Source organism: Pantoea sp. X-Soil-TKNS-1207 (assembly GCF_059730485.1).
In genome coordinates this window covers 3,223,504-3,248,986 of the sequence record NZ_AP035958.1, presented here as the reverse complement: position 1 = coordinate 3,248,986, position 25,483 = coordinate 3,223,504, and the positions used below count along the sequence as shown (strand labels likewise).

24 protein-coding genes are annotated in these 25,483 nt (G+C 55.1%); 16 read left to right on the top strand and 8 right to left on the bottom strand.

All coding sequences use genetic code 11. The features are described 5' to 3' along the window. Positions 1-299: 299 nt before the first annotated feature. From AC6I8V_RS15140 to glnB, 4 genes are all read left to right on the top strand, one after another. The gene (locus AC6I8V_RS15140) at positions 300-1,727 is read left to right on the top strand and encodes a sensor histidine kinase (RefSeq protein WP_497843068.1); all 1,428 of its coding nucleotides are present in this window, start codon (positions 300-302) and stop codon (positions 1,725-1,727) included. A 3-nt stretch (positions 1,728-1,730) separates the two neighbouring features. After that, positions 1,731-2,405 (top strand): two-component system QseEF-associated lipoprotein QseG, encoded by a 675-nt coding sequence (gene qseG, locus AC6I8V_RS15135; protein WP_497843067.1) that lies wholly within the window; start codon positions 1,731-1,733, stop codon positions 2,403-2,405. Continuing rightward, positions 2,405-3,736, top strand: coding sequence for a two-component system response regulator GlrR (gene glrR / locus AC6I8V_RS15130; RefSeq protein ID WP_497843066.1), 1,332 nt, complete (start codon positions 2,405-2,407; stop codon positions 3,734-3,736). Before qseG ends, glrR begins: the two co-directional genes overlap by 1 nt. A gap of 143 nt (positions 3,737-3,879) precedes the next feature. Continuing rightward, on the top strand, positions 3,880-4,218 hold the full coding sequence (gene glnB / locus AC6I8V_RS15125; protein WP_007886217.1) for a nitrogen regulatory protein P-II: 339 nt from the start codon (positions 3,880-3,882) through the stop codon (positions 4,216-4,218). A 56-nt stretch (positions 4,219-4,274) separates the two neighbouring features. Here glnB and hmpA read toward each other — a convergent pair whose 3' ends face one another. After that, positions 4,275-5,459: an NO-inducible flavohemoprotein gene (gene hmpA, locus AC6I8V_RS15120; protein ID WP_497843065.1), complete on the bottom strand. Its 1,185-nt coding sequence runs from the start codon at positions 5,457-5,459 to the stop codon at positions 4,275-4,277. A 338-nt stretch (positions 5,460-5,797) separates the two neighbouring features. Between hmpA and glyA the strand changes: the two genes are divergently transcribed. The 3 genes from glyA to AC6I8V_RS15105 all read left to right on the top strand — a co-directional run bounded on the left by glyA (position 5,798) and on the right by AC6I8V_RS15105 (position 9,021). After that, entirely contained in the window at positions 5,798-7,051 is a 1,254-nt protein-coding gene (glyA, locus tag AC6I8V_RS15115) for a serine hydroxymethyltransferase (RefSeq protein WP_497843064.1), read from the top strand. A 488-nt stretch (positions 7,052-7,539) separates the two neighbouring features. Beyond that, positions 7,540-8,181, top strand: coding sequence for a helix-turn-helix transcriptional regulator (locus tag AC6I8V_RS15110; protein ID WP_497843063.1), 642 nt, complete (start codon positions 7,540-7,542; stop codon positions 8,179-8,181). 249 nt (positions 8,182-8,430) lie between these two features. Then, on the top strand, positions 8,431-9,021 hold the full coding sequence (locus tag AC6I8V_RS15105) for a hypothetical protein (RefSeq protein WP_497843062.1): 591 nt from the start codon (positions 8,431-8,433) through the stop codon (positions 9,019-9,021). Between the two features lie 265 nt (positions 9,022-9,286). On the opposite strand, the gene AC6I8V_RS15100 is transcribed toward AC6I8V_RS15105, so the two are convergent. From AC6I8V_RS15100 to AC6I8V_RS15080, 5 genes are all read right to left on the bottom strand, one after another. Next, a complete protein-coding gene (locus tag AC6I8V_RS15100; protein WP_497843061.1) occupies positions 9,287-10,291 on the bottom strand; it encodes an ABC transporter ATP-binding protein in 1,005 nt (334 codons plus the stop codon). Then, positions 10,292-11,287: an ABC transporter ATP-binding protein gene (locus AC6I8V_RS15095; protein WP_497843060.1), complete on the bottom strand. Its 996-nt coding sequence runs from the start codon at positions 11,285-11,287 to the stop codon at positions 10,292-10,294. A gap of 19 nt (positions 11,288-11,306) precedes the next feature. Beyond that, complete coding sequence (locus tag AC6I8V_RS15090) at positions 11,307-12,158, bottom strand: ABC transporter permease (RefSeq protein ID WP_497843059.1); 852 nt, start codon at positions 12,156-12,158, stop codon at positions 11,307-11,309. Beyond that, on the bottom strand, positions 12,155-13,093 hold the full coding sequence (locus AC6I8V_RS15085) for an ABC transporter permease (RefSeq protein ID WP_497843058.1): 939 nt from the start codon (positions 13,091-13,093) through the stop codon (positions 12,155-12,157). Before AC6I8V_RS15085 ends, AC6I8V_RS15090 begins: the two co-directional genes overlap by 4 nt. A 78-nt stretch (positions 13,094-13,171) precedes the next feature. Next, positions 13,172-14,755: an ABC transporter substrate-binding protein gene (locus AC6I8V_RS15080; RefSeq protein WP_497843057.1), complete on the bottom strand. Its 1,584-nt coding sequence runs from the start codon at positions 14,753-14,755 to the stop codon at positions 13,172-13,174. 307 nt (positions 14,756-15,062) lie between these two features. Between AC6I8V_RS15080 and AC6I8V_RS15075 the strand changes: the two genes are divergently transcribed. The 4 genes from AC6I8V_RS15075 to AC6I8V_RS15060 all read left to right on the top strand — a co-directional run bounded on the left by AC6I8V_RS15075 (position 15,063) and on the right by AC6I8V_RS15060 (position 18,784). Then, positions 15,063-16,058 (top strand): GntR family transcriptional regulator, encoded by a 996-nt coding sequence (locus tag AC6I8V_RS15075; protein WP_497843056.1) that lies wholly within the window; start codon positions 15,063-15,065, stop codon positions 16,056-16,058. Then, the gene (locus AC6I8V_RS15070; RefSeq protein ID WP_497843055.1) at positions 16,045-16,740 is read left to right on the top strand and encodes a creatininase family protein; all 696 of its coding nucleotides are present in this window, start codon (positions 16,045-16,047) and stop codon (positions 16,738-16,740) included. Before AC6I8V_RS15075 ends, AC6I8V_RS15070 begins: the two co-directional genes overlap by 14 nt. 17 nt (positions 16,741-16,757) lie before the next feature. Further along, complete coding sequence (locus AC6I8V_RS15065; RefSeq protein ID WP_497843054.1) at positions 16,758-17,522, top strand: SDR family NAD(P)-dependent oxidoreductase; 765 nt, start codon at positions 16,758-16,760, stop codon at positions 17,520-17,522. Positions 17,523-17,647: 125 nt separating this feature from the next. Next, entirely contained in the window at positions 17,648-18,784 is a 1,137-nt protein-coding gene (locus AC6I8V_RS15060) for a 3-phenylpropionate MFS transporter (protein WP_497843053.1), read from the top strand. Here the strand turns inward: AC6I8V_RS15060 and csiE are convergent. Then, a complete protein-coding gene (gene csiE, locus AC6I8V_RS15055; RefSeq protein WP_497843052.1) occupies positions 18,781-20,049 on the bottom strand; it encodes a stationary phase inducible protein CsiE in 1,269 nt (422 codons plus the stop codon). The genes AC6I8V_RS15060 and csiE overlap by 4 nt on opposite strands. A gap of 157 nt (positions 20,050-20,206) precedes the next feature. On the opposite strand from csiE, the gene AC6I8V_RS15050 reads away from it, so the two are divergent. After that, positions 20,207-20,833, top strand: a complete 627-nt coding sequence (locus AC6I8V_RS15050) for a DUF1007 family protein (RefSeq protein ID WP_497843051.1) — start codon at positions 20,207-20,209, stop codon at positions 20,831-20,833. Beyond that, positions 20,824-21,804 (top strand): nickel/cobalt transporter, encoded by a 981-nt coding sequence (locus tag AC6I8V_RS15045; protein WP_497843050.1) that lies wholly within the window; start codon positions 20,824-20,826, stop codon positions 21,802-21,804. Before AC6I8V_RS15050 ends, AC6I8V_RS15045 begins: the two co-directional genes overlap by 10 nt. Positions 21,805-21,855: 51 nt before the next feature. Here the strand turns inward: AC6I8V_RS15045 and suhB are convergent, their stop codons facing one another. Continuing rightward, positions 21,856-22,659: an inositol-1-monophosphatase gene (suhB, locus tag AC6I8V_RS15040; protein WP_497843049.1), complete on the bottom strand. Its 804-nt coding sequence runs from the start codon at positions 22,657-22,659 to the stop codon at positions 21,856-21,858. 118 nt (positions 22,660-22,777) lie between these two features. Here suhB and trmJ point away from each other — a divergent pair, with 118 nt between their 5' ends. The 3 genes from trmJ to AC6I8V_RS15025 all read left to right on the top strand — a co-directional run bounded on the left by trmJ (position 22,778) and on the right by AC6I8V_RS15025 (position 25,414). Next, entirely contained in the window at positions 22,778-23,521 is a 744-nt protein-coding gene (trmJ, locus tag AC6I8V_RS15035; protein ID WP_497843048.1) for a tRNA (cytosine(32)/uridine(32)-2'-O)-methyltransferase TrmJ, read from the top strand. 133 nt (positions 23,522-23,654) lie between these two features. Continuing rightward, positions 23,655-24,152, top strand: a complete 498-nt coding sequence (gene iscR, locus AC6I8V_RS15030) for a Fe-S cluster assembly transcriptional regulator IscR (RefSeq protein WP_497843047.1) — start codon at positions 23,655-23,657, stop codon at positions 24,150-24,152. An 89-nt stretch (positions 24,153-24,241) separates the two neighbouring features. Beyond that, positions 24,242-25,414 carry an IscS subfamily cysteine desulfurase gene (locus AC6I8V_RS15025; protein WP_497843046.1) on the top strand — a complete coding sequence of 391 codons (1,173 nt, stop codon included), beginning with the start codon at positions 24,242-24,244 and terminating at the stop codon, positions 25,412-25,414. Positions 25,415-25,483 lie beyond the last annotated feature (69 nt).

The following is a 25,483-nucleotide window of genomic DNA, read 5'->3' as shown; positions in this document are numbered from 1 at the left end:
CTATACTAATTACGTTGCTCATTCTCCTGCTTATGATTGCCCCGCATTGCGGTTGAGCTCATAAAAACTGAATGACGCACCAAACGGTGCCTGCCGTCCACCCAACCGATAATCGCTTGCTTTGCAACGTTATCAAGCATCGGACGTAACGTTGAGTTAGGCACCACCTTATTCCCGCGCGATGCCATCAGCGTCGCGTTAAACGGCAGGCAAAGCGCCTGCCGTTTTCTTTTCTGCACTTTCTTCCGCTTTCAGACTCCGCTAGCATTCCTGCAATAAAATTTTAAGGAAATCCGGTTGTGAAGAGATGGCGTTTATTTCCCCGATCGCTGCGTCAGCTGGTGCTGATGGCGTTCCTGCTGGTGCTGTTGCCGCTGCTGGTACTGGCGTGGCAGGCGTGGGAAAGCCTGTCGGCGCTGAGCAATCAGGCGGCGGATACCAATCGCAACACCTTTACCGATGTGCGCCGCAGCGAAGCGATGGCGCGTACCGCCCTCGAGCTGGAGCGCAGCTATCGCCAGTATTGCGTGCTGGGCGATGTCACGCTGGCAAATCTGTATCAGACGCAACGGGTGCGCTACGGTCAGATGCTTAGCACCCACGCGGCCAGCCTGCCGGAATTACCCTCATTCAAAATCTTAGCCGCGACGCTGCCGCAGCTGGAAACCCTGCAATGCGCCAACGGGAATCCGGTGGCGCAGGCGGCTGACGCGCTGGAACGTTTTTCGGATTCCAATGCGCAGATGGTGCAGGCGACGCGTGAAGTGGTGTTTTCGCGCGGTTTACAGTTGCAGCGTGAAATTGCCGATCGCGGCCAGTTTTTTGGCTGGCAGGCGCTGATATTGTTCCTGATCAGTCTGGCGCTGGTGCTGCTGTTCACCGGCATGATTATCGGACCGGTCAAGCGTGTTGAACGTATGATCAACCGGCTGGGCGAGGGCAAAGCGCTGGGCAATAGCGTCAGCTTTCGCGGTCCGCGTGAGATCCGTTCGCTCGGGCAGCGCATTGTCTGGCTGAGCGAGCGTCTGAGCTGGCTGGAAGCGCAGCGCCACGAGTTTTTACGTCATCTTTCCCATGAACTGAAAACGCCACTCGCCAGCCTGCGCGAAGGCACCGAACTGCTGGCCGACCAGGTTGCCGGGCCGCTCAATAGCGAGCAGCAGGAAGTGGTGGCGATTCTTGATACCAGCAGCCGCCATCTGCAACGCCTGATTGAACAGCTGCTGGATTACAACCGCAAACTGGCTGATGGCCCACTGGCGCTGGCGCCAGTGGCTCTGGATAGCATCGTGGAGACGGTGGTGAAGTCGCACTCGCTGCCTGCCCATGCGCGGCAAATGAACACCCATGTCGATCTTCAGGTAAATCAATGCCTGGCGGAAGCGACCTTACTGCAACGGGTGATCGATAACCTGTATTCGAACGCCGTGAACTACGGCAGCGAATCCGGTAACATCTGGTTGCAGAGCCAGCAGAAAGGCAACGAGGTATGGATCGAGGTGGCAAACACCGGCACACCGATTCCGGCTGAAGAACAGGCGATGATTTTTGAGCCTTTTTATCAGGGCAGCCAGCAACGCAAAGGGCCGGTTAAAGGCAGCGGGCTGGGGTTGAGCATCGCCAAAGATTGCCTGCGCAGGATGCAGGGTGATTTGCAGTTGGTGACACGCAAGGATGCGGATGTCTGTTTTCGTATCATTTTGACTACCACCGCCGGGAATGCCTGATCAATGAAATTATCCCTCAACACATTTTTCGTCTGCGGTCTGCTGGCATTCGGGCTGACGGGGTGTCATGCCCCCGCCCCGGACGACGCGCTGCACGATGACGCGACGTTGCCGGAGCCACAGGTACGCCTGCCGGACTATCTGGCGACCGACTGCGGCAATGTCTGGCAAATCGAATACCCGGCTGCGATGAGCAATCCATTGTACTGGCTGCGCGCCATTGATTGCGCTGAGCGTCTCTCGCCGGCGGAAGCCAGAGCGGAAGCACGTCGCTGGCCGGTACAGGGCTGGACGCGCGCCTACAAGCAGGCCATTTTGCTGGCGAACGGCAATGTCACCCCCCAGGAGCGTCGCCAGTATATCGACGTGCTGGATAGCTACGGCACGGTGTTCCCGGCCGGGGTGCGTCCGCTGATTCAACTGTGGCGTAGCAATCAGGCTGCGCAGCTGGAACTGAGCGATGCGCGCGGGCGTTATGCGCGACTCCAGCAAAGCAGCGATACCGAGCTGGATAGCCTGCGTCAGCAGCAACGTACCCTGCGCAATTCGCTGGATGATACCCAACACAAGCTGGAGCGTCTGACCGATATCGAACGCCAGCTCTCCACGCGCAAAGCGCCGGACAGCAGCGATAACTCGCACAGCGCCAGCGGGACCGCGAATGAGGAACAGCCCTGATGAAACAGGCCGCACGATTATTACTGGTGGATGACGACCCAGGTTTGCTTAAGCTGCTCGGTATGCGCCTCAGCAGCGAAGGCTATCAGGTGGCGACCGCGGCCAGCGGGCCGGAGGCGTTACGCCATCTGCAAAAAGAGAAGGTCGATCTGGTGATCAGCGACCTGCGTATGGATGAGATGGACGGCCTGGCGCTGTTTAGCGAAGTACAGAAGCGCCATGCCGGCCTGCCGGTGATCATCCTCACCGCGCATGGATCGATCCCGGAAGCGGTCTCCGCCACCCAGCAGGGCGTGTTCAGTTTTCTCACCAAACCGGTGGATCGCGATGCGCTGTACAAAGCCATTGATGAAGCGCTGGCCCAGCGTGCGCCCGCCAGCGATGACGGCTGGCGTGAATCTATCGTCACGCGTAACCCGCTGATGCTGCGGCTGCTGGAGCAGGCGCATATGGTGGCGCAATCTGACGTCAGCATTTTGATTAATGGCCAGAGCGGTACCGGTAAAGAGGTGCTGGCGCAGGCGATCCATGCCGCCAGCCCGCGCGCCAGCAAGCCTTTTATCGCCATCAACTGCGGCGCGCTGCCGGAACAGTTGCTGGAATCGGAGCTGTTCGGCCACGCCAAAGGGGCGTTTACCGGCGCGGTGAGTTCACGCGAAGGGCTGTTCCAGGCGGCAGAAGACGGCACGCTGTTCCTCGACGAAATTGGCGATATGCCGCAGGCGTTGCAGGTGAAGCTGCTGCGCGTGTTGCAGGAGCGCAAAGTGCGCCCGCTTGGCAGCAACCATGATGTCAGCATCAATGTGCGCATCATTTCGGCCACCCATCGCGACTTGCCGAAAGCGATGGAGAAAAAGAGTTTCCGTGAAGATCTCTACTATCGCCTCAACGTGGTGAACCTGAAGATCCCAGCGCTGCACGAACGTGCCGAAGATATTCCGCTGCTGGCGAACCATCTGTTGCGTCAGTCGGCGGATCGCCATAAACCTTTTGTGCGCAGTTTCTCGGTCGATGCGATGAAGCGGTTGGTGGGTGCCAGCTGGCCAGGTAATGTGCGCCAGTTGGTGAACGTGATTGAACAGTGCGTGGCGTTAAGCACCTCGCCGGTGATCGGCGACGCGCTGGTGGAACAGGCGCTGGCAGGTGAAAACACCGCGCTGCCGACCTTTGTGGAAGCGCGCAACCAGTTCGAGCTGAATTATCTGCGCAAACTGTTGCAGATGACGAAAGGAAATGTCACCAATGCCGCGCGTCTGGCTGGACGCAACCGTACTGAGTTTTATAAGCTGCTGTCGCGCCATGAACTGGACGCCAGCGATTTTAAAGAGTAGCTTTCTGCCGCAGCGTACGCCCGGAAAGCAGGAGATCGTCCTGTTTTGCCGCCACCGATGGCTCTGAGCCAGCGGCAGCGGCAGGAACACTTATACTATCTGTTACCCGTCCGGCCACGGAGGGAGTGAAAAAAGGATCTGACATGAAAAAGATCGATGCAATTATCAAACCATTTAAGCTCGATGACGTACGTGAAGCGTTAGCGGAAGTTGGCATCACCGGGATGACGGTTAGCGAAGTGAAAGGGTTTGGTCGCCAGAAAGGTCATACCGAACTGTATCGCGGTGCCGAGTACATGGTCGACTTTCTGCCGAAAGTGAAAATCGAAATGGTGGTGGGCGACGATATCGTTGATACCTGCGTTGAGACCATCATGAAAACCGCGCAGACCGGTAAAATTGGCGACGGTAAGATCTTCGTATTCGACGTAGCGCGCGTGGTACGTATCCGTACCGGCGAAGAGGACGAAGAGGCGATTTAATCGCGCTTTGAGATTGATAAAAGGCCCGCAACGCTCCGCGCTGCGGGCTTTTTCTTTTACAGCACCTTATGCGGGCCGAAGACTTCGTAGTGGATGCGCGCGGCGTCAACGCCGGCATCCAGTAACTGACGCGCGACAAACTGCATAAACGGCAGCGGACCACAGATCCAGAACTGGCGATCGGGATGACTCAGGGCGGCGGAGACGCTGGCTAAATCCATCAAGCCCTGGCTATCGTAACGCCCGTTGTCGTCAGCGGAGGGCTGGCGATACCAGATATGGCTGCTGAAGTCCGGCAGGCGCGCGCCCAGCGTTTTGACTTCATCGGCGAAGGCGTGCTGGCTGCCACTCTCAGCTGCATGTAGCCAGTTCACCGCCGCCGGATGCGGGTCTGCGGCCAGCGCGGCCAGCATCGCCAGCATTGGCGTCTGGCCAACACCGGCAGAAATCAGCGTCACGGGGGTCTGTGGCGCCACCTGCAAATAGAAATCACCCGCCGGTACTGCGCACTGCACCACATCGCCCACCTGAGCCTCGTCATGCAACCAGCCGGATACGGCGCCTTTATCTTCTCGTTTCACCGCAATGCGATAGCGCTGGCCATTGGGTTGATGGGTCAGGGAATACTGACGATGTTGCAGATGTCCCGCGCTATCCGGCCGCAGGCTGATCGCCAGGTACTGGCCGGGCAGAAAATCGGCTACCGCTTCACCATCCACCGGTTCCAGCTCGAAACTTTTAATCACGCAACTTTGTGCATCAATGGCGCGAATGCGGAAATCACGCGCGCCGCGCCAGCCGCCGGTTTTTGCCTCAGACTGGCGATAAATCGTCTCTTCACGCTGAATAAACACCTCCGCCAGCACGCCATAGGCCTTACCCCAGGCCTGCAACACCGCGTCGCCCGGATTCAGCAGCTCCTCGATGCTCGCCAGCAGGTTTTCACCCACAATGGCGTATTGCTCCGGCTGAATATTCAGGCTGACATGCTTCTGGGCGATTTTTTCCACCGCTGGCAGCAGCACGTCAAGGTTCTCCAGGTTGCTGCCATAGGCGCAGATGGCGTTGAACAAGGCTTCACGCTGGCCGCCACTGCGCTGATTGTTCATGTTGAACACATCTTTCAGTTCCGGGTGCCGCGTCAGCATACGCTGATAAAAATGACCGGTGAGCTGCGGGCCAAGTTGGGCGATAGCGGGCAGGGTAGATTTGATGGTGGCGATGGTTTGCGCATCGAGCATGGTGAGACCCTCATTGCATTTTAAAAAATGTATTTTAAATGCATCTTATTATCGAAGCGCAACGGTTGTAAATCACCCTGAATGCTCAGGGATATCGGATTTCAGATGGAGCCTGGCTCGCAAACCTGAAATTTTTTCCGCATCATCCTGAGGAAATATCGTGATTCTCTGCGTTGCAAAAATGCGTAAAAAACCCGTTCCAGCGCCATGCCAATCGTTTGCGTAAAAAGAGGGGATTGCTGCTACCGTCACCTGACAAAACGGTTTACACTGTGGGCCTTCGCCCCTTAGCGGGGCTTAAACTGCCGTTAAAAAAGTTGCTGAGTCAGGAGATGCGGATGTTAAAGCGTGATATGAACATTGCCGATTATGATGCCGAGTTGTGGCAGGCGATGGAGCAAGAGAAAGTGCGTCAGGAAGAGCACATTGAACTGATTGCTTCTGAAAACTACACCAGCCCACGCGTTATGCAGGCGCAAGGTTCACAGCTCACCAACAAATACGCGGAAGGGTATCCGGGCAAACGCTACTACGGCGGATGTGAATACGTTGATATCGTTGAACAGCTGGCGATCGATCGCGCTAAAGCCCTGTTCGGCGCAGATTACGCCAACGTGCAGCCGCACTCCGGTTCTCAGGCGAACTTCGCTGTTTACACCGCGCTGCTGCAGCCGGGCGACACCATTCTGGGCATGAACCTGGCGCACGGTGGTCACCTGACCCACGGTTCACCGGTTAACCTGTCCGGTAAGCTGTATAACGTGGTGCCGTACGGCATCGATGAAACCGGTAAAATTGACTACAACGAACTGGCTGAGCTGGCGAAAACCCACAAGCCGAAAATGATCGTTGGTGGTTTCTCCGCTTACTCAGGTGTGTGTGACTGGGCCAAAATGCGCGAAATCGCTGACAGCGTTGGCGCGTGGCTGTTCGTTGATATGGCACACGTTGCCGGCCTGATCGCCGCTGACGTCTATCCGAACCCGGTTCCTCATGCGCATATCGTGACCTCGACCACCCACAAAACCCTGGCGGGTCCGCGTGGCGGCCTGATCCTGGCGAAAAACGGTGACGAAGAGCTGTACAAAAAACTGAACTCCGCGGTATTCCCTGGCGGTCAGGGCGGCCCGCTGATGCATGTGATTGCCGGTAAAGCGGTAGCGTTCAAAGAAGCGATGGAGCCAGAGTTCAAATCGTACCAGCAGCAGGTTGCTAAAAACGCGAAAGCGATGGTGGAAGTGCTGCTTGAGCGCGGCTACAACATCGTTTCTGGCGGTACTTACAACCACCTGTTCCTGATTGACCTGGTGAGCAAAAACCTGACCGGTAAAGAAGCGGATGCCGCGCTGGGCCGTGCCAACATCACCGTCAACAAAAACAGCGTACCGAACGATCCGAAAAGCCCGTTCGTGACCTCCGGTATCCGTATCGGTACTCCGGCTGTCACCCGTCGTGGTTTCAAAGAAGCCGACGTTCGTGAACTGGCTGGCTGGATTGCGGATGTGCTGGACAACATCAACGACGAAGCGACCATCGAGCGCACCAAACAGAAAGTGCTGGATATCTGCGCACGTCTGCCGGTTTATGCCTGATAGCGTTTAAGTACACTAAAGTAGAAGGGCTCATGTTCATCATGAGCCCTTTTTTATGGAACTTACTCAGCCAGCTGCGATATTATCAATTTGTCTCGGAGCTTAACTTAAGAACATTGGCAGCTGACTTTCTCCTCAGCTTATCAAGTTTTTTTTATACTCATCTTTATCTGCAAATCTGAGCAAACCTAAATTTTCGTTACGTGTAAGCTTTGGTTTCTGGTCAGAGTTTTCGTACCAGTTCGAAAATTTCCTCATAACCCGACCATCCATCCTCATGTAATATATCCTATATTTGGTGTTGACTTTTTAGTCGGAAGTTTGATGCTATATGTTTGATATTACAAAGTCTGAAATTACCCTTAAAACGTCAGTAGCTTTCTTCGCATTAGCGGACGAGGAAATTAAAAAATGAGAAAAGGTTTCTTTTCAAATGCGGAAAAAACAAATATATAAAAGAGTGCCTGGAAAAGCGCCTGGAAAAGTATGTGAAGGTGAACTATATATATTTGGTGATGAATAAAAAGAACATGGATGAGATGATATTTATCAGCGATTTTCCTGATGAGATAGCTGATAACTATCTTAGTAATAAATATCAAAACGTCGATCCCGTTATTATTAATGCGTTAAATAGATTTTCCTCTTTCTCCTGGGATGAAAACCTGAAGATTAACTCCATGTGGACAGTGAAGCGAATTTTTGAAAAGATAAAAAGCCACAATATTACACGCGGTCACGCTTTTGTTCTTCATGACCATAATAACAACCTGGCAATGCTTCTGTTTTACATAGATAAATTTTTGACGGCTGAAGTTGATGATATTATCAATAAACATACAGATGAGCTTCAGGGAGTATTGATTTACATCCACGAAATGTTACTCGATGTCTACAGGGAAGAAAATAAAACTGATGAGAATGTGCTCTCTTCCCGTGAGGCTGAAATACTTTACTGGTGTAGTAAGGGGAAAACTTATTCTGAAGTGGCCAGTATCCTGAGTCTTTCCGTTAGTACAATCAAGTTCCACATGGGACATATTGTCAAAAAAATGGGCGTAAAAAATGCAAAACATGCCATTAGCTTAGGAATTGAACTCAATGTTGTTTCCTCTCCATCAATGAAATAAATGTAATCTATTATATTGATATGATATTTTTCTGATTTTTTAACAAATGTATCCCATGCCTTTTATGCGTAATTTATTGAAATAAAAAATAATAAAAACAATGTGCTGCATAAGATCAAAAATAGTGGTGTTGCTTGTGATATCACCTCAGGGGATAATTTAGCAGATGTCGCTTGGTGTTTGTGTTTTGAATGGAATTGTTTAAGTTTACTCATTATTTTTTTTGGGTGGAAATAAAAGGATTTAACAATGAACTGTAGGCACGCTAAGGAATCAGAGCTGGATGAGGTATGTGATCTTCTGGCTGAGGAGTTTTATAACGATCCTGTACATGAAGCTTTGTTTAGTGAGCCGGAAGAACGTATCGATATGTTGCGTAATTACTTTCGCATTTACCTTGAACTAGCCATAAAACGTGGCGGTGTTCTGCTTGCTGAAAACAATGTGGGGGTTTTGGTCTATTTTAGGCCCGAAGCTTTGGGTAAGAGTGAGGAGGATTTTTCCATAATTGATAATCACATACGAGAAGTATGTGGTTCTTACTATTCAATAGCAGCTGTATATACACAGGGCCTGGAGCATTACCATCCCCAAACACCTCCTCATTACTACATCCCTCTTATTGCCATAAAGCGTTTGTTTCGTGGAGGAGGTGTACTGACTGATTTATTCAACACATTACACGCTATGGCCGATAATGATAAATTCCCTTGTTATCTGGAGTGTACAAGGTTTAGCACTCGTTCCCATTTCAGGCGATGGGGGTATCATGATGCCGGCCCTCCATTATGTATTGAGGGTTTTCCTGAACTCTTTCCACTATGGCGCGAACCTCAATAAATGGTTTGTTGATTGATACAATTCCGTGGTGGTAAGGAGATAAATCAGTTTGGGTGTCTCCCGTCCTGCCAATCAGGAGATACCCAGCTTCCTCATAGCGATCTGTCCCTGCTGCCTGACCCAATCGCTTGAATCTATATTCTTTCCGGTCAGGGGCTCATTATCGTTATCTGGAATAAGTACGCTGGTCACATTAGCTACCGCTTAGGCGTAACTCCAGATGCGAATGCAGGACGCACTATGATTGCCCCAAAGCCATCCTTTTTTATTGCCGTGATTCAACTGGCACCAGATGGCAGGCTACGCGCTGGCCATGCGATTTCACCGCAAGAACAGGCCGCTCGGTGCGGCAGCGATCGGTCACATAGGGGCAGCGGGTATGGAACCGACAACCGGCAGGGGGAGACAGCGGGCTGGGTAATTCGCCAGTCAGGCTGACGTTTCTGCCACGATCGGCTGGGTCCATGCTCGGTGCCGCGCGCAGCAAAGCCTGGGTATAAGGATGCAGCGGCCGGTTAAACAGCGTTTCAGTGTCGGTAATTTCCACCACCTCACCGAGATACATCACTGCCACACGGTGCGAAATATGCCTGACCAGCCGCAGGTCATGAGCGACGAACAGCACCGTCAGGTTGAGCTTCTGCTGTAAATCCAGCAGCAGGTTAACCACCTGCGCCTGCACAGAAACATCCAGCGCTGAAACCAGTTCATCAGCAATCAGCACCGTTGGCTCCACCGCCAGAGCACGGCTGATACCAATCCGCTGACGCTGGCCGCCGGAAAACTCATGGGGAAGTTTGTCGATGGCATCGAGCGGCAGTCGCACCAGCGCCATCAACTCACGGATACGTGCCGGAATCGCCTCTTTCAGGCACATCTTGTGTACCGACAGCGCCTCGGTCAGCATTTGTCCGACGGTCATCCGCGGGTTCAGTGAACTGTACGGATCCTGAAAAATCATCTGCACCTGGCGGTTAAAGCTGCGTCGCTCTTTGCCGCGCAGGGTGGCGATATCCCGGCCATTGAAATAGATTTTGCCTTCGTTAGTTGGCAGCAGGCCGACCATCGCGCGGGCCAGCGTCGACTTGCCGCAGCCAGATTCACCCACCACGCCCAGCGTTTCTCCCGGCATTAGCTCCAGTCGGACGCCATTCAGCGCCTGAACAAACTGACGTGGCTTGCCCTGGATTTTGTCGAGGATCGATTGCGTGACCGGGAAGTGCACAATGGCTTCTTCAACGCTGACAATCGGGAGCGTCATTTCACTCATTTAAACGCCCTCCGACAGTTTAAGGCTGGCGTGATGATGGCAGGCAACCTGATGCGCCGCATTCAGGGTCTCCAGCGCGGGCACCTGACTGAGACAAAGGTCGGTTTTATAGCGGCAGCGTGGGTTAAAACTGCACCCCTGCGGCAGATCGAGCAGCGAAGGCGGTGTGCCCTCAATCGACAGCAGCGGTTTGCGTTCGCCGCCACTTTGCGGCACTGAGGCGATCAGCCCCTGGGTGTAAGGATGGCGGGGCTGGCTGAAAATCTCTTCAACGGGGGCCGTTTCGACGATGCGTCCCGCATACATCACCGCCACACGATCACACAGCTGGGCAACTACGCCGAGATCGTGAGTGACAAAGATAATCCCCATGTCGAGCTGGTCACGCAGGCTGAACAGCAACTTGAGGATCTGCTCCTGAATAGTGACGTCCAGCGCGGTGGTGGGTTCGTCAGCCAGCAGCAGACGTGGGCTGCCCGCCAGCGCGATGGCAATCATCACGCGCTGACGCATACCGCCAGAGAACTGGTGCGGATAATCGTCGAGGCGCAGCTCCGGCGCGGGGATACCCACCTGAGTTAACAGTTCAATGGCTCGCTGACGGCGCTGCCGGCGGTTCAAATCGGTATGCGCGGACAGGCTTTCCTCTATCTGTCGCCAGACGGTTAACACCGGATTGAGGGCAATCATCGGTTCCTGAAAAATCATGGCGATTTCGCCGCCGCGAATGGTGCGCAGCTCGGCCGGTTTCAGGGTTGACGTCTCACGTCCCCGCCATCTGACTGAGCCGGAAACCTCGGCATTTGGCGGCATCAGGCGTAGTAGCGAGCGTAGCGTGACGCTTTTTCCGGAGCCGGATTCACCGACTAACCCGAGGATTTCGCCGGATTGCAGGCTAAAGCTCACTTCCTGAATCGCGCGCAGGCTGCCGCGTGAAGTGTGAATCAGGGTATTAAGCTGACTCACCTCCAGCAAAGGGGATGTCTCACTGGGCATAATTCGCTCTCATCTGTTGCTAACGGCTGCCAGGGCGCAGCCAGTCGGCCAGCAGGTCGCCGGACAGACTGAATCCCAGCCCGGTAACCACGATGGCAATGCCAGGAAAAATGGTTATCCACCATGCGGTGTCCATAAAGTTTTTACCGGAGGCGATAAGTACGCCCCATTCGGCGGTCGGGGGCTGGGCGCCGAGGCCGAGATAGCCGAGACTGGATCCGAGCAGGATCGCCAGCGCCATATCCGTCATCCAGTACACCAGCGTGGTGGTGATCACGTTCGGCAGTACGTGGCGAAAGATGATGCGCGCGGTGCTGTAACCCATGACCTTACCCGCAGCAACATACTCCAGCCGCTTTTGAATACTCACTTCACCGGCAATCAGTTTGGCGTAGAACACCCAGTAAATAATACCGACGGCGATATACATGCTGCTGAGGCCAGGGCCAAGAATGGCAACGATGGCGATCACCAGCACCAGCAGTGGAAAGGTCACCACGGCATCAACCACCCGCTGGAACAGCATCTCCGCCACACCGCCGAAATAGCCGACCAGCAACCCGACCAGCGTACCGAACACCATCGGAAATAAGGTGGTGAAGAAGGCGATTTGCAGGTCGATACGGTAGGCGAATACCACGCGTGAGAAGATATCGCGGCCAAAATTATCGGTGCCAAAAACGTGTTGCAGGCTCGGCCCTTTGAGGATTGCGCGATAGTCAAATTTCAGCGGATCAGCGGTGGCAATCAGGTGCGGAAAAAAGGCCATCAGCAGGCTGAGTAGCAGGATGCTGCACCCCAGTAGCGATGGCCACGGCAGATGTCTGCGCCATCTCCGCGTGAGGGATCGCTGGGCAATCAGTTCGCTCATCGCGCTCTCCTCGGATCAATCATCACCTGTACGATGTCGGTGAGCAGGAAAATTAGCGAGACCAGCACCGACAGCACAATCACCAGACCCTGAATCATCGGGTAGTCGCGGCTGAAGATGCTGTCGACCATCAGCCGGGCGATGCCAGGCACGGCAAACACGGTTTCGGTGATCACCGCGCTGCCGATAGTGGTGCCGATATTCAGCGCAAACAGACTTAACATGGGAATCAGTGAGTTACGTAGTACGTGGCGCAGCAACACGACACGGCTACTCAGTCCTTTGGCGCGGGCGAAAGTGACGTATTCCGCATCGAGCACCGCGATAATCGAGTTGCGCAGACTGCCGATCAGCACCGAAGTGATACTGACTGCCAGCGTCATCGCCGGAAGAAACAGGTGATAAATGCGTTGCCCCCAACTGTCGCCATATCCGCCAACCGGGAACCAATGCAGCTGAGCGGCAAAAATGGTCAGCAGCACCAGACCGATGTAAAAGGAGGGCATCGACAGCGTGACCTGTGATGCGCCGCGAATGGTGATATCGGTGGCGCTGTTACGTTTGAGTGCGGAGATAAAGGCCAGCGGGATCGCCATGATCACCGAAAACAGCGCTGCCATGCCGGTCAGCAGCAGGGTGACTGGCAAACGCTCGGCGATCACCGCGGTCACAGGCGCGTGCATCGCATAGGAGTTGCCGAGGTTGCCACTGACCACCTGGCGCACAAAATAGACAAACTGTATCGGCAGCGGCTGGCTCAGTCCCAGCTCCTTATTGATGCGCGTCACGTCGGCGTCGGTGGCGCGGTCGCCAATCATCGCGCTGGCCGGATCGCCGGGCAGCAGACGCACGATGGTGAAAGTCACCACCAGAATCACTACCAGCGTCGGGATGATGAGCAGGATGCGCTTGCAGATATAACTTAATTCAGTCAACGCGGACTCCCGAATCGAGCGTAATGCTACTGTCGTTCAGGTGACGACAGCAGCATTAATCTGGATATGAATGACGAATTACTTTTTCAGCCAGGTTTCGGTGAAGATGTTATTACCCAGCGGAATCTGCACAAATCCTTCGACACTTTTCTTCAACGCTACCGGGTAAGAGCTTTCATACAGCGGGATGGTCGGGCCGGTGCTGTTGTAAATATCCTGGATTTGCCGGTACTGGTCGGCGCGTTTTGCCGGATTGGTTTCCTGTTGCGACGTCTCGAACAGCTTGTCCAGCTCATCACTTTTCCAGCCTGAGTGTAGCGCCTGGATGTTTTTCGAGTAGGCGTAGTACGACGTTATCTCGTTTGGATCGGCGATATCATCGGTCCAGGGGCCGAGGCGGGTGCTGAAATTACCTTTGCGGTAGTTGGCGTTGAGTGTGGCGTTATCCATCTGGTTGATGGTCAACTTCACGCCAATCTGCGACCACATTTGTTGCAGGCTGGTGGCGATGCTCAGGCTGTCTTCGTTACCCGCGAGGATATTCATGCTGGTGCTGAAGCCATCGGGATAGCCCGCTTCCTTCATCAGCGTCTGCGCTTTTTCAACATCCACCGGCCACAGTGGTTTGGTGCCGGAGTTGAGCGGCGTAGAGGTCGACATAAATGAGGTCATCGGCTTACCGAGACCAAAGGTCACTAACTGGATAATGCCGTCTTTGTCGGTGGCGTAGTTAAGCGCGGCGCGAACTTTTGCATTGGCCAGCGGGTTCGGTTTGCCGTCAATCTCCGGACGGGCGTTGACACTGGCCACTTCGACACGGGTGGAGGGGAACAGCTTCATATTCAGGGCCGCGTTGCCCTGCAACTCTTTGACGCGTGAATAAGGGATAAACTCTGCGCCATCCAGCTCACCAGACTGTAGTTTCAGAATGCGCGTGGCATCGTCAGGGATGATTTCAAACTTGATGCTGTCGAGGTAGGGCAGCGCTTTGCCATCCGTCCCTTTGGCCCAATAGTACGGGTTGCGTACCAGCGTCATGGTGGAGTTATGTTGCCACGACTTGAGGATAAAGGGACCGGAACCCACAGGATGCTCGGCAAAGGCCGCCGCCTTGTCGTGGTCGGTGGCTCCCGGTTCGGCTTCAAACAACTTCTCCGGCATGATCGCGGTATTGAAGACGGTCAGGGCGGTGAGGATGGCAGGATCGGTATGCGAAAGGTGGACCACGACGGTATGAGGATCGCTGATGGTGACGTTTTCGATGGCGCTGACCAGGAATTGCCAGACGCCATTGCCCGGTTTCGCAGCACGCTCAAGCGACCATTTCACATCTTCGGCAGTGATCGGCGAACCATCAGAGAATTTGGTGTCAGGGCGCAGCGTCAGGGTAACGCTTTTTCCATCGTCTGCCAGCTTCCAGGCGGTTGCCAGGCCGGGTTTGATCCCTTTGCCATCGTTGGTTGGCAACAGCAGGGTGTCGTAGAGGTTGGAAAGTATCCAGATATCGTTATTGCTTTCGTTCAGGATCGGTTCGAGGAAATTACTGTCGGCGTAGCGGCCATAAATCAGGGTTCCGCCGCGCTGTACTACCTCTGCTGCCTGTGCTGTGAGGGCATGAAATGCACCCGCAGCCAGTAAGGCGACTAACGTTAATTTTGGCATAACTTTCATTACCTTGCCCCTCTGTTTGTAAGTCAGAAAAAGTGTTTGTCAGGGTCCTGGATGCCACCCGAAAACGTGAGGAAGCGGAGCCTGCAAAAATGGCGGTGATGATTGTGTTCTAGTTGGCTGGTACGATAATTGATGTATTGCTCACAAACTGTCAATAATCAGTGCAAAAAAAATGCAAAAAAAGAAAGCAGGGTTATAACAATTGGTTATTTAATCACTATTTTTTGCTTAATGACTTGCACTGGCGGAAAAAACAGCATAATTGTATTAATAAGCTAGTACAGTGACCAGGGCAGTTATGGAATTCCACCTCGACCGAGAATCTTCAATCCCACTGGGGGCGCAGTTGCGCGGGATTATTGAATACGCGATCACCTTCGGCGCGCTTAAGCCTGGTGAGCAGCTTCCCTCAGTGAGAGAAATGGCTGAGATGATCGGTGTTGCGCCAATGACGGTGGCACAGGTTTATCGCGAGTTAAAAGCGGCGGAGCTGGTGTTCAGCAAGCCTGGTGCTGGCACTTTTATTGCTGATGCATCGATGCTATTGAACGCGCCAGACAACGCTCTCCATCAGTTGCATCAGCACCTTGATGCTCTGATCAACTGCGGGATGCTGATGGGGTTAAATGCGCTGGAACTGGGCGCGCTGGTTAGCAGCCGCTTCAGTGAAAGGCAGCGTCAGCTAAAGAAGAAAAACGTTGTTTTTATTGGCAATTTCACTGATGCCGCACGGGATTATGCCCATTGCATCGCGGAAACGCTGGGCGAAATCGCCGACGTTGAGGCGACGACGCTGACCGATCTGAAACATGATGAGTTGCTGCGCCAGCGGGTTGCCAGTGCCGATATGCTGCTGACTTTTGCTCATCGTCGGCGTGAAGTGAGCCAGCTTTTTCCGGGGCTACCCTTGGTGAATATCAGCTTTATTCCATCCGAAGCCACCCGCCGTGCATTGGCCTCGCTGGAGCCGCTGACCCGCACGCTGGTGGTGTCAATTTTTCCAGAGTTCACGGCATTGATGACGCATGGCGTCGCGCGTTTTGCGCCGCATGTTACCCAGGTCACCGTGGTGCACAGTGATGACCCCCGGTTGAGTGAATTATTAACAGAGACCGATGCGCTGGTTTATGCCACTGGCGCTCAGGAGCTCGTCGCTCAGCTGGGTGAGAAACAAATTTCTTTTGAATACAGGCATGTTCCTGATGCAGGTGAGATTCAGCGGGTAGTGGTACCGCAGCTGCAACAGGGCATCCTGGATGCGTCCAACACCGGGGAACGCAATGAAAATCAGTGAGATGAACTGGCAACAGTTAGAACACTATTTGACCACTGACGACCGGGTCATTGTCCCGCTTGGCAGCACTGAGCAGCATGCGCTGCTCAGCCTGTCAGTGGACTCGATTCTGGCGGAGAAGGTGGCATCAGAGGCCGCTGAGCCTTATGGAATTCCTGTCTTTCCCGTCATGCCTTTTGGCATGACGCCTGCCTTTAGTGATTATCCCGGCACGATCAGTCTGAGTATGCAAACCTATATCGGTTTGCTCAACGATATCCTTAATAACCTGAAACGGCAGGGATTTCGGCGGATGCTGTTTATCAACGGCCACGGGGGTAACGCACCAGCTCAGAACATCATCAGCGAATGGATGGTGAACAATCCGGGGGTAACGGTACAGCTGCACAACTGGTGGAATGCGCCGAAAACCTGGGAAAAGGTCATGTCCATTGATCCCGTCGCGTCACACGCCTCGTGGATGGAAAACTTCCCGTGGACGCGTTTGCCCGGTGTGGCCCAGCCGGAACAGCAGAAGGCGATGGTTGATCTGGTGGCATTGCGCAAAATGGACCCGACGCGCGCCCGGGCTTATCTCGGGGATGGCAATTACGGCGGCTACTATCAGCGTGCCGACGAAGAAATGCTGGCCATCTGGCACACGGCGCTGGCGGAGATTCGCGACGTTATCGACGCGTTATAACCAGATGGAAACCCATCATGCCCAACTCTTTTGATTTTTCGCAACGTACGGTACTGGTCACCGGGGCGGCGCAGGGATTTGGTCGCGCTATTTGCCTGGCGTTCGCCGAACGCGGGGCGCGCGTCATCGCCTGTGACATTCAGCAGCAACCGGTTGAAGAGACCGCGGTGCTGTGCGGCGCGGGCGCTTTGGCGTATACGCTGGATATCAGCTCACCCGAAGCGGTTAACGTGCTGTTTAGCGATCTCGCAGCACGTCAGCTCAGCGTGGATACGCTGGTTAATAACGCGGGTGGCGTGGTTGGGCAGTATGGGCAGCCACTCGAAACCGTGACCTTCGCTCAGTGGCAGGCGATTGTCGATGTTAACCTGAACGGCGCGTTTTTGATGTCGCAGGCGGCCGTCGCGGGAATGAAAGCGCGACATTTTGGCCGCATCGTGAATATCTCCAGCCGGGCGGGACTGGATGTCAGCCTGACGGGTATTCAGGCTTATGCCAGCGCCAAGGCGGGACAAATTGGTCTCACCCGTCAGCTGGCGCACGAGCTGGGGGCATGGAATATTACCGTCAATAACGTTGCTCCGGGCTTTATTCGCAGCAATCCTTCGACCGAGAAACAGTGGGATGCGATGGGCAGTGCAGGGCAGCAACGACTGATCGACAATATCGCACTCAAACGCCTTGGCGTTGCCGGGGATATTGCTCACGCGGTGCTCTATTTTGCATCGGACTGGGCCAACTGGGTCACGGGGCAAGTCCTCAGTGTCGATGGGGGCCGCTAACCGGCAACCTGTACTTGTGGTTCAATAACACAATTCCCCACATCCATGATTCCCTTTTCCCGCAGGCTCTGACAAAGTACCGCGCAAAATTAATAATAAGCTAACGATTACCCCGCGGAGTTTGTATGACCATCGGATCGGCAAAGTGGCTGGGACTCAGCTACTTCACTTACTTCTTCTGCTACGGCATTTATTTGCCATTCTGGAGCGTGTGGCTCAAAGGTCTTGGGCTGGATGCAGAAAAAATTGGTTTGATGCTCGGGTGCGGCATGGTAGCGCGCTTTGTCGGCAGCCTGCTGATTGCCTCGCAGGTGAAAAATCCCTCCCAGTTAATTCGCGCGCTACGCCTGCTGGCGCTGATGACCTGCCTGTTCGCGCTGGGTTTCTGGCTTGGCGGTCAGTGGCTGTGGCTGCTGTTAGTGATGATCGGCTTCAACCTGTTTTTCTCACCCCTGGTGCCGCTAAGCGATGCGCTGGCCGCCACCTGGACGCAACAAATTGGCCTGGTTTATGGCCCGGTGCGTTTATGGGGGTCGCTGGCATTTGTGATCAGCTCCGCACTGACGGGAATGCTGGTCAGCGCCTTCTCATCGCAGGCGATCCTGCTGCTGCTATCCATCGGTTTAGTGTCGATGCTCTCCGGCATGATGCTGCCGCCGGGCACCCATCCGCAGGGCGATACCCGTCAGGGGGCGGGGGGCGGCTGGTCTGCCTGGCGTGACCTGCTGCGCGAAAATGCGGTCTGGCGCTTTATGTTATGCGTGACCCTGATGCAGGGCGCCCATGCCGCGTATTACAGCTTTAGTGCGATCTGGTGGCAGGAAGCGGGTTACTCCGCCACCATTGTCGGTTATCTCTGGTCGCTGGGCGTGGTGGCGGAAATCGTGGTGTTCGCCTTAAGTAATCGCCTGTTTCGTCGCTGGACCGCGCGCGACCTGCTGCTGCTCTCCTGCGTCTGTGCGCTGGTGCGCTGGACCTTGCTCGGCGCCAGCACCGCGTTGCCGCTGCTGATCGTGGCGCAGATCCTGCACTGCGGTAGCTTTACCGTCTGCCATCTGGCGGCGATGCGCTTTATTGCCGCACGCAAAGGCGCAGAGGTGATTCGCCTGCAATCGCTTTATTCGGCATTGGCGATGGGCGGCGGCATTGCGGTGATGACCATGATTTGCGGCGTACTGTTCACCCATTTGCAGGGACATCTGTTCTGGGTGATGGCGCTGGTGGCGTTACCGGCGCTGTTCTTACGCCCGCGCGCCGCTTAAGACTCCAGTAACTGACGAATACGGAGCTGCTGATATTCGCTCAACGGCAGCTCCGCATGAATTAATGGCGGTGAAAACAGCGGCAGCGAGGTGGCGTAAGGGGAGATCACCAGCGCAATATCCCGCGGTGCGCCATCCTGCTGAAAATGCAGCATATCCTGATAGGTGATATTAATCGGCAGCAGCGTCATTTCGCGGATATGCTGCTCCAGCTGTTGTTCCAGTTCTGCATCTTCGCCCGTCAGCAACAGCACCTGCTTCTCCTGCAACGCGCCTTCCTGCATCAGCCAGGCGCCAAATAACACCGCTACCAGGCTGATCTCTTCGGCCGTAAACCGGGTGGAAAACTTTGCGGCAAAATCATCCAGCGCGGCGGCAGTGGTGCGCAGCAGACGCGGATAGAGCCGGGCTACGTCCAGCGCGACGCTGTTATCTATACCAATGGCAAAATGGCTGCGGTCCAGCGCCTGCGCCAGATGGGTGAACAGCTGCTGCTTCAGTTCATGCTGGTTGCTGATGCGCATCAGCGCCAGCTTTTCAAAGCGGATGATCAGGTCTTCAACCGCCTGCATCAGGATGCGTGCCTGCGGATGATGCAGCTGGTTGCCGTCCGGGGCGTGGATCAGACTAAACAGCAGCGTCCAGAAATCAGTTTCACTGGGGTCTGGCGTCAGGTGACAGCGTTTCTGCCAGTGATGGATCACATCGTCGGCGGCTTCGCGTTCCGCCTTATTCGCCAGCCAGGCGCGCTGAGCCTCGTTAAATAGCGCTGTCTGGCGCTGGCACAGCGCGTATTTCATAAAGATCTGCAAAAACAACCGATCGCGCGGAGTGAAGCTGCGGTTCAGTCGCAGACTGCAATGCTGGATCAGCGCCTGTAAATTGGTTTCATCCCACAACGCCTTCTCGATTTTCAGCACCTTCAGGCGCTGGCGCAGCACCGGGGCAAAATGTTCGCAGACAAAATCCTGCGACAAACGCAAAGCGCGTCGCAGCCAGTGGAGCAGGCATAAACGCCTGTCCAGTTCCGTTCCATGTACGCGAAAACTGCCATCTACCATCTGGTGTAGTTCCAGTTGATGATAACGCTGTATCTCATCACTGACATCCGCGATATCCTGTCGGGCGACAACAGGGTCCACGCCATTTAACTGGCAGAGCTTTTCAAGCGTCAGCGCGGGAGCGGGCAGAAATAGCAGCAGTAGCAGATGGCAACGACGTTGGGAACGGCTGAAGAGTGGTGCAGAGGAGGTTGCAGAACTCATCAATGTTTATTCCAGCAGGTCATTTTTGAGCTAAGAATAGTCAACTCCGCGCGTTAACCCTGCACTTTGTCGTGACTTTTACTCAGAGCTTTAAAGCGGGTCACAGTTTTTCTGGACCACTGGAATCTGCACCTTTTAATTGTTACTTTATAACATTATGAAAATCACGCTTTTTACCCTGACGCTGCTATTCAGCGCGGTGGCCTGGTCACACCCGCATAGCTTTATTGATATGAAAACGCAGTTGATCACCGATAACGACCAGCTGACCGGATTAAAAATGGTATGGACCATGGATGAAATTACCTCCGCCGACCTGTTGTATGACGCGGGTAAAGCGGAGCCGGGCAGCGTGGTATGGAAAAAGCTCGCGGCGCAGGTGATGGCGAATGTGCTGGGGCAACACTATTTTACCGAGGTGTGGCAGGGGAAAAATCGGGTCAAATTCCTTAATCTGCCGAAGGAATACCAGCTGTCGCGCAATGGCAACAAGGCGGTGCTGGAATTTATTCTTCCCTTCGGTGAGCCGCAGTCCCTGAGCGCCAGCCAGTACCGCATTCTTACCTTCGACCCAAGCTATTTCGTTGATATGTATTACGATAATCCCCAGGCGCTCACCATGCCGGACGCGCTGAAAACGCGCTGTCAGCTGGATTTACATACGCCGAAGCCGGACGACTCGCTGAAACAATATGCGCTGTCACTCGATAAAGCCGATGCGCCGCCGGAGGATATGGACCTCGGGCAGCAGTTTGCTCAGACGGTAACCCTGACATGTCATTGATTTCGTTCCCCTCCCGTTCCCGTGGTTTGTGGCCGCTGTGGCTGCTGGCGCTGCTGCTGTTGCTGGCTGGCGGTTTGCTGTGGATGTACTGGCCGCAGATTTTGCTGCAAAGCGTGCTCTGGCAAAAGGTGCTGAATCGCGAGATGACGCAGTTGCTGCAACAGGTGGCTGAGCAGCCGCATCAGGCTGGGGTGACGCTGATGTTGTTCAGCCTCGCTTATGGCGTGCTGCATGCGCTCGGCCCAGGGCACGGCAAAGTGGTGATCAGCACCTTTCTTGCCACCCATCCGGCGCGTCTGAAAACCAGTATGAAGCTGACGCTGCTGGCGGCGCTGTTGCAGGGGGGCGTGGCGATCGGGCTGGTCACCCTGATGCTGGTGGTGTTGCAAACCTCATCACGCCAGATGCATCTGGGCAGTTACTGGCTGGAGAAGGGCAGTTATCTGCTGGTGATGGCGCTGGGTGTCTGGGTTGGCTGGCGAGCGCTGCGGTCGTTGCTGGCTGCGCTGCAACCTGCGCGCGCTATGCAGATTCACGCCATCCGGCCGCATCATCAGCATGATGAAAACTGCGGTTGCGGCCATGCGCATCTGCCGAGTGCAGCGCAGATGGAGCGGGCGGTCAGTGGTAAAACGCAGGCGCTGGTGGTGTTCTCGATGGGACTGCGACCCTGTTCCGGCGCCATTATGATGTTGTTGTTTGCCAGGGTGATTGACGTTTATCTCTGGGGAGTGGCCTCGGCGGTGGCGATGGCGATGGGCACGGCGGTGACGGTGTCGGCGATGGGCCTGCTGGTGCAGCGTTCACGCAAACTGGCGGAGAAACTTGGCAGTGCCAGTCCGGCCGCGCAGGGCGCGAAAGTCATGATGCCATTGCTGGCGTTGCTGGGCAGCGTGATTTTAGTGGTGGCGGGCGTGGTGCTGTGGCAGAGCGCTCAGCCGATGATGAGCAGCGGATTACGACCGTTTTAGGTCGCCATAACTGGCAGCGGTAGGGTGCGCAGGAATGCGCACCCCATGCGATTAACGCTTCAGCGCTTCGCTCAGTTCGTCGCGCATGTTAGACAGCAGCGCTTTAACTACGCGCGGGTTACCGGCGACGATATTGCCGGAGGTCATGTAACCATGGCCGCCAGTAAAGTCGGTGACCAGACCGCCCGCTTCGCGCACCAGCAGTTCACCGGCGGCGAAATCCCACGGCTTCAGGCCGATTTCGAAGTAGCCATCAACGCGACCCGCAGCCACATAAGCCAGGTCGAGCGCAGCAGAACCGGTGCGACGGAAGTCGGCGCATTGGGTGAACAGCTTGCCAACCACGTTGATGTAGGTCTGGGCGTGCTGTTTCAGTTTGAACGGGAAGCCGGTCGCCAGAATGGTGCCATCCAGATCGCGAGCCGTGCTGCCGCGCAGGCGGTAGCCGTTCAGCTGCGTGCCCTGGCCGCGGACAGCGGTGAACAGTTCGTTGCGCATTGGATCGTAAACCACAGCAACTTCGGTGCGGCCTTTAATGCGCACAGCGATAGATACGGAGAAGTGGGGAAGACGTTTGATAAAGTTGGTGGTGCCATCCAGCGGATCGATTACCCATTGAATGTCCTGATCGTCACCCGCCAGTTCACCGCTTTCTTCGGTGATGATGGTGTGTTGCGGGTAGGACTTGCGAATCACTTCGACAATCAGACGTTCTGCGTCGCGGTCAACATTGGTGACGAAATCGTTGCTGCCTTTCTGGCTGGCTTCGACAGCGTCCGGGGTTTCATAATTTTTTGCAATTAAATTTCCGGCCTTGCGCGCAGCGCGCACGGCGATGTTGAGCATCGGATGCATCGGTATCTCTCGCTGGATGTTAAAGAACAGGGAAAACGGCGCGGAGTATAGCAGCGCATTCGGTAAATGTCCTGTTTTATGTTAGGATCGCACCATCATTTTCTTACCTTCTTCTATTATGCTGCAAAATATCCGAATTGTACTGGTGGAAACCTCCCACACCGGCAACATGGGCTCCGTGGCCCGTGCTATGAAAACCATGGGTTTAAGCAACCTTTATCTGGTCAATCCGCTGGTGAAGCCGGATTCCCAGGCGATTTCGCTGGCAGCGGGTGCCAGCGATGTCATTGGCAACGCGCAGATTGTCGACACGATGGATGAGGCGATTGCCGGGTGCAGTCTGGTGGTCGGTACCAGTGCGCGTTCACGCTCGCTGCCGTGGCCGATGCTGGATTCGCGCGAATGCGGCATCAAAAGCGTGGAAGAGGGCCAGCAGGCGCCGGTGGCGCTGGTATTTGGTCGCGAGCGCGTTGGCCTGACCAACGAAGAACTGCAAAAGTGCCACTATCACGTCGCGATCCAGGCGAACCCGGAATACAGCTCGCTCAACCTGGCGATGGCAGTTCAGATCATCGCTTATGAAGTGCGTATGGCGTGGCTGGATGCCCAGCAAAAAGCCACACCGCAGCCGCAGTTCGAAGAGTCTCCCTATCCGCTGGTGGACGATCTGGAGCGTTTCTATCTGCATATGGAACAGATGATGCTTAACAGCGGCTTTATCCGTGAAGGCAATCCGGGGCAGGTGATGAGCAAGCTGCGCCGCCTCTATACCCGTGCGCGCCCGGAACGCGATGAGCTGAATATCCTGCGCGGAATGCTGGCGTCGTTCGAAAAGCGCAAAGGTAGTGAGGGTGATAGTTGAGTAAAACACTCAGTTAAATAGTTGAGTAAATTAGTCGGTTAAATAGTTGACCGATTTACTCAGGAATGTCAGACTAGCGCTCATTAATCAGATACCCGCCGATACCCGACGGACGCTTACGAGGTTGTATGCTATGAGACTGACATCCAAAGGACGTTATGCCGTTACCGCTATGCTGGACGTTGCCCTGCATTCGCATGAGGGGCCGGTACCGCTGGCTGACATTTCTGAGCGTCAGGGCATTTCGCTCTCCTATCTGGAGCAGTTATTCTCGCGTCTGCGTAAGCACGGTCTGGTTGCCAGCGTTCGTGGTCCGGGCGGCGGTTATCTGTTAGGTAAAGACTCTGGCGCGATTGCTGTGGGCGCGGTTATCACCGCGGTTGACGAATCCGTTGATGCCACCAAATGCCAGGGCAAAGAAGGCTGCCAGGGCGGCGAGCGTTGCCTGACTCACGTCCTGTGGCGTGATCTGAGCGAACGCATCAGCGAATTCCTCAACAACATCACCCTGGCGGAACTGGTCAACAATCAGGAGATTCTTGATGTGGCCGACCGTCAAAATGCCATCGATAATCGTCGCTTCCAGAACCACCGCGTGCAGGAAACCATCAACGTTAACCTGCGTGCCTGATCCGCTCTCCTTCGGCCTTTCCTGTTAACGCAGGCGAGGCCGAATCATGCTATAAAGACGTATGATTTTTTATACGGAGCTTTAGCGCAATGAAATTACCGATCTACCTGGATTACGCGGCCACCACGCCAGCGGATCCGCGTGTCGCCGCCAGAATGATGCAGTTTCTCACCCTGGATGGCACTTTCGGTAACCCCGCTTCCCGTTCTCACCGTTTTGGCTGGCAGGCTGAAGAAGCCGTTGACGTGGCACGTAATCAGGTTGCCGAACTGGTCAACGCCGATCCGCGTGAAATCGTCTTTACCTCTGGCGCAACCGAAGCCGATAACTTAGCCATCAAAGGCGCGGCCCAGTCACATCAGGCGCGCGGCAAACACATCATCACCAGCCAGACCGAACACAAAGCGGTGCTCGATAGCTGCCAGCAGCTGGAGCGCGAAGGCTTTGACGTCACTTATTTGCAACCCGGTCATGATGGCATCGTCACGCCGGAGATGTTGCAGGCGGCATTGCGCGATGACACCGTGCTGGTCTCGCTGATGCACGTCAACAATGAAACCGGCGTGGTGCAGGATATTGCCGCTCTCGGTGCCTTGTGCCGTGCACGCGACATTCTGTTCCACGTTGATGCCACGCAGAGCGTCGGCAAATTGCCGCTGGATGTCAGCACCTTACCGGTGGATCTGATGTCCTTCTCGGCGCACAAAATCTACGGCCCGAAAGGCATTGGCGCTTTGTGGGTGCGGCGCAAACCGCGTTTGCAGATTGACGCGCAAATGCACGGCGGCGGCCACGAACGCGGTATGCGTTCCGGGACCTTGCCCGTGCACCAGATTGTCGGCATGGGCGAAGCCTATCGCATCGCGCGTGAAGAGATGAGCAGCGAAATGGCGCGCCTTGCCGCGCTGCGTCAGCGTCTGTGGCAGGGCATCAGCGCGCTGAGCGATGTGAAGCTCAACGGCTCGCTGACCCAGGGCGCGCCGAATATCCTCAATATCAGTTTTGCCCACGTTGAAGGTGAATCGCTGATTATGGCGCTGAAAGATCTGGCGCTGTCGTCCGGTTCAGCCTGTACCTCGGCCAGTATCGAACCCTCGTATGTGCTGCGCGCCATGGGCGTTGAACCGGAGCTGGCACACAGCTCGCTGCGTTTTTCGCTCGGACGCTTCACCACCGACGAGGAAATTGATTTCGCCATCGAGCTGGTCAACAAAGCGGTAACCCGTTTGCGGGCGCTGATGCCTGCGGCAAATCCACGCTAAATCTTTGTTAAACAGTACCATTCCGCCGGTGTGGCGGAATGTGATAACTCATGCATACGGAGCCACGCG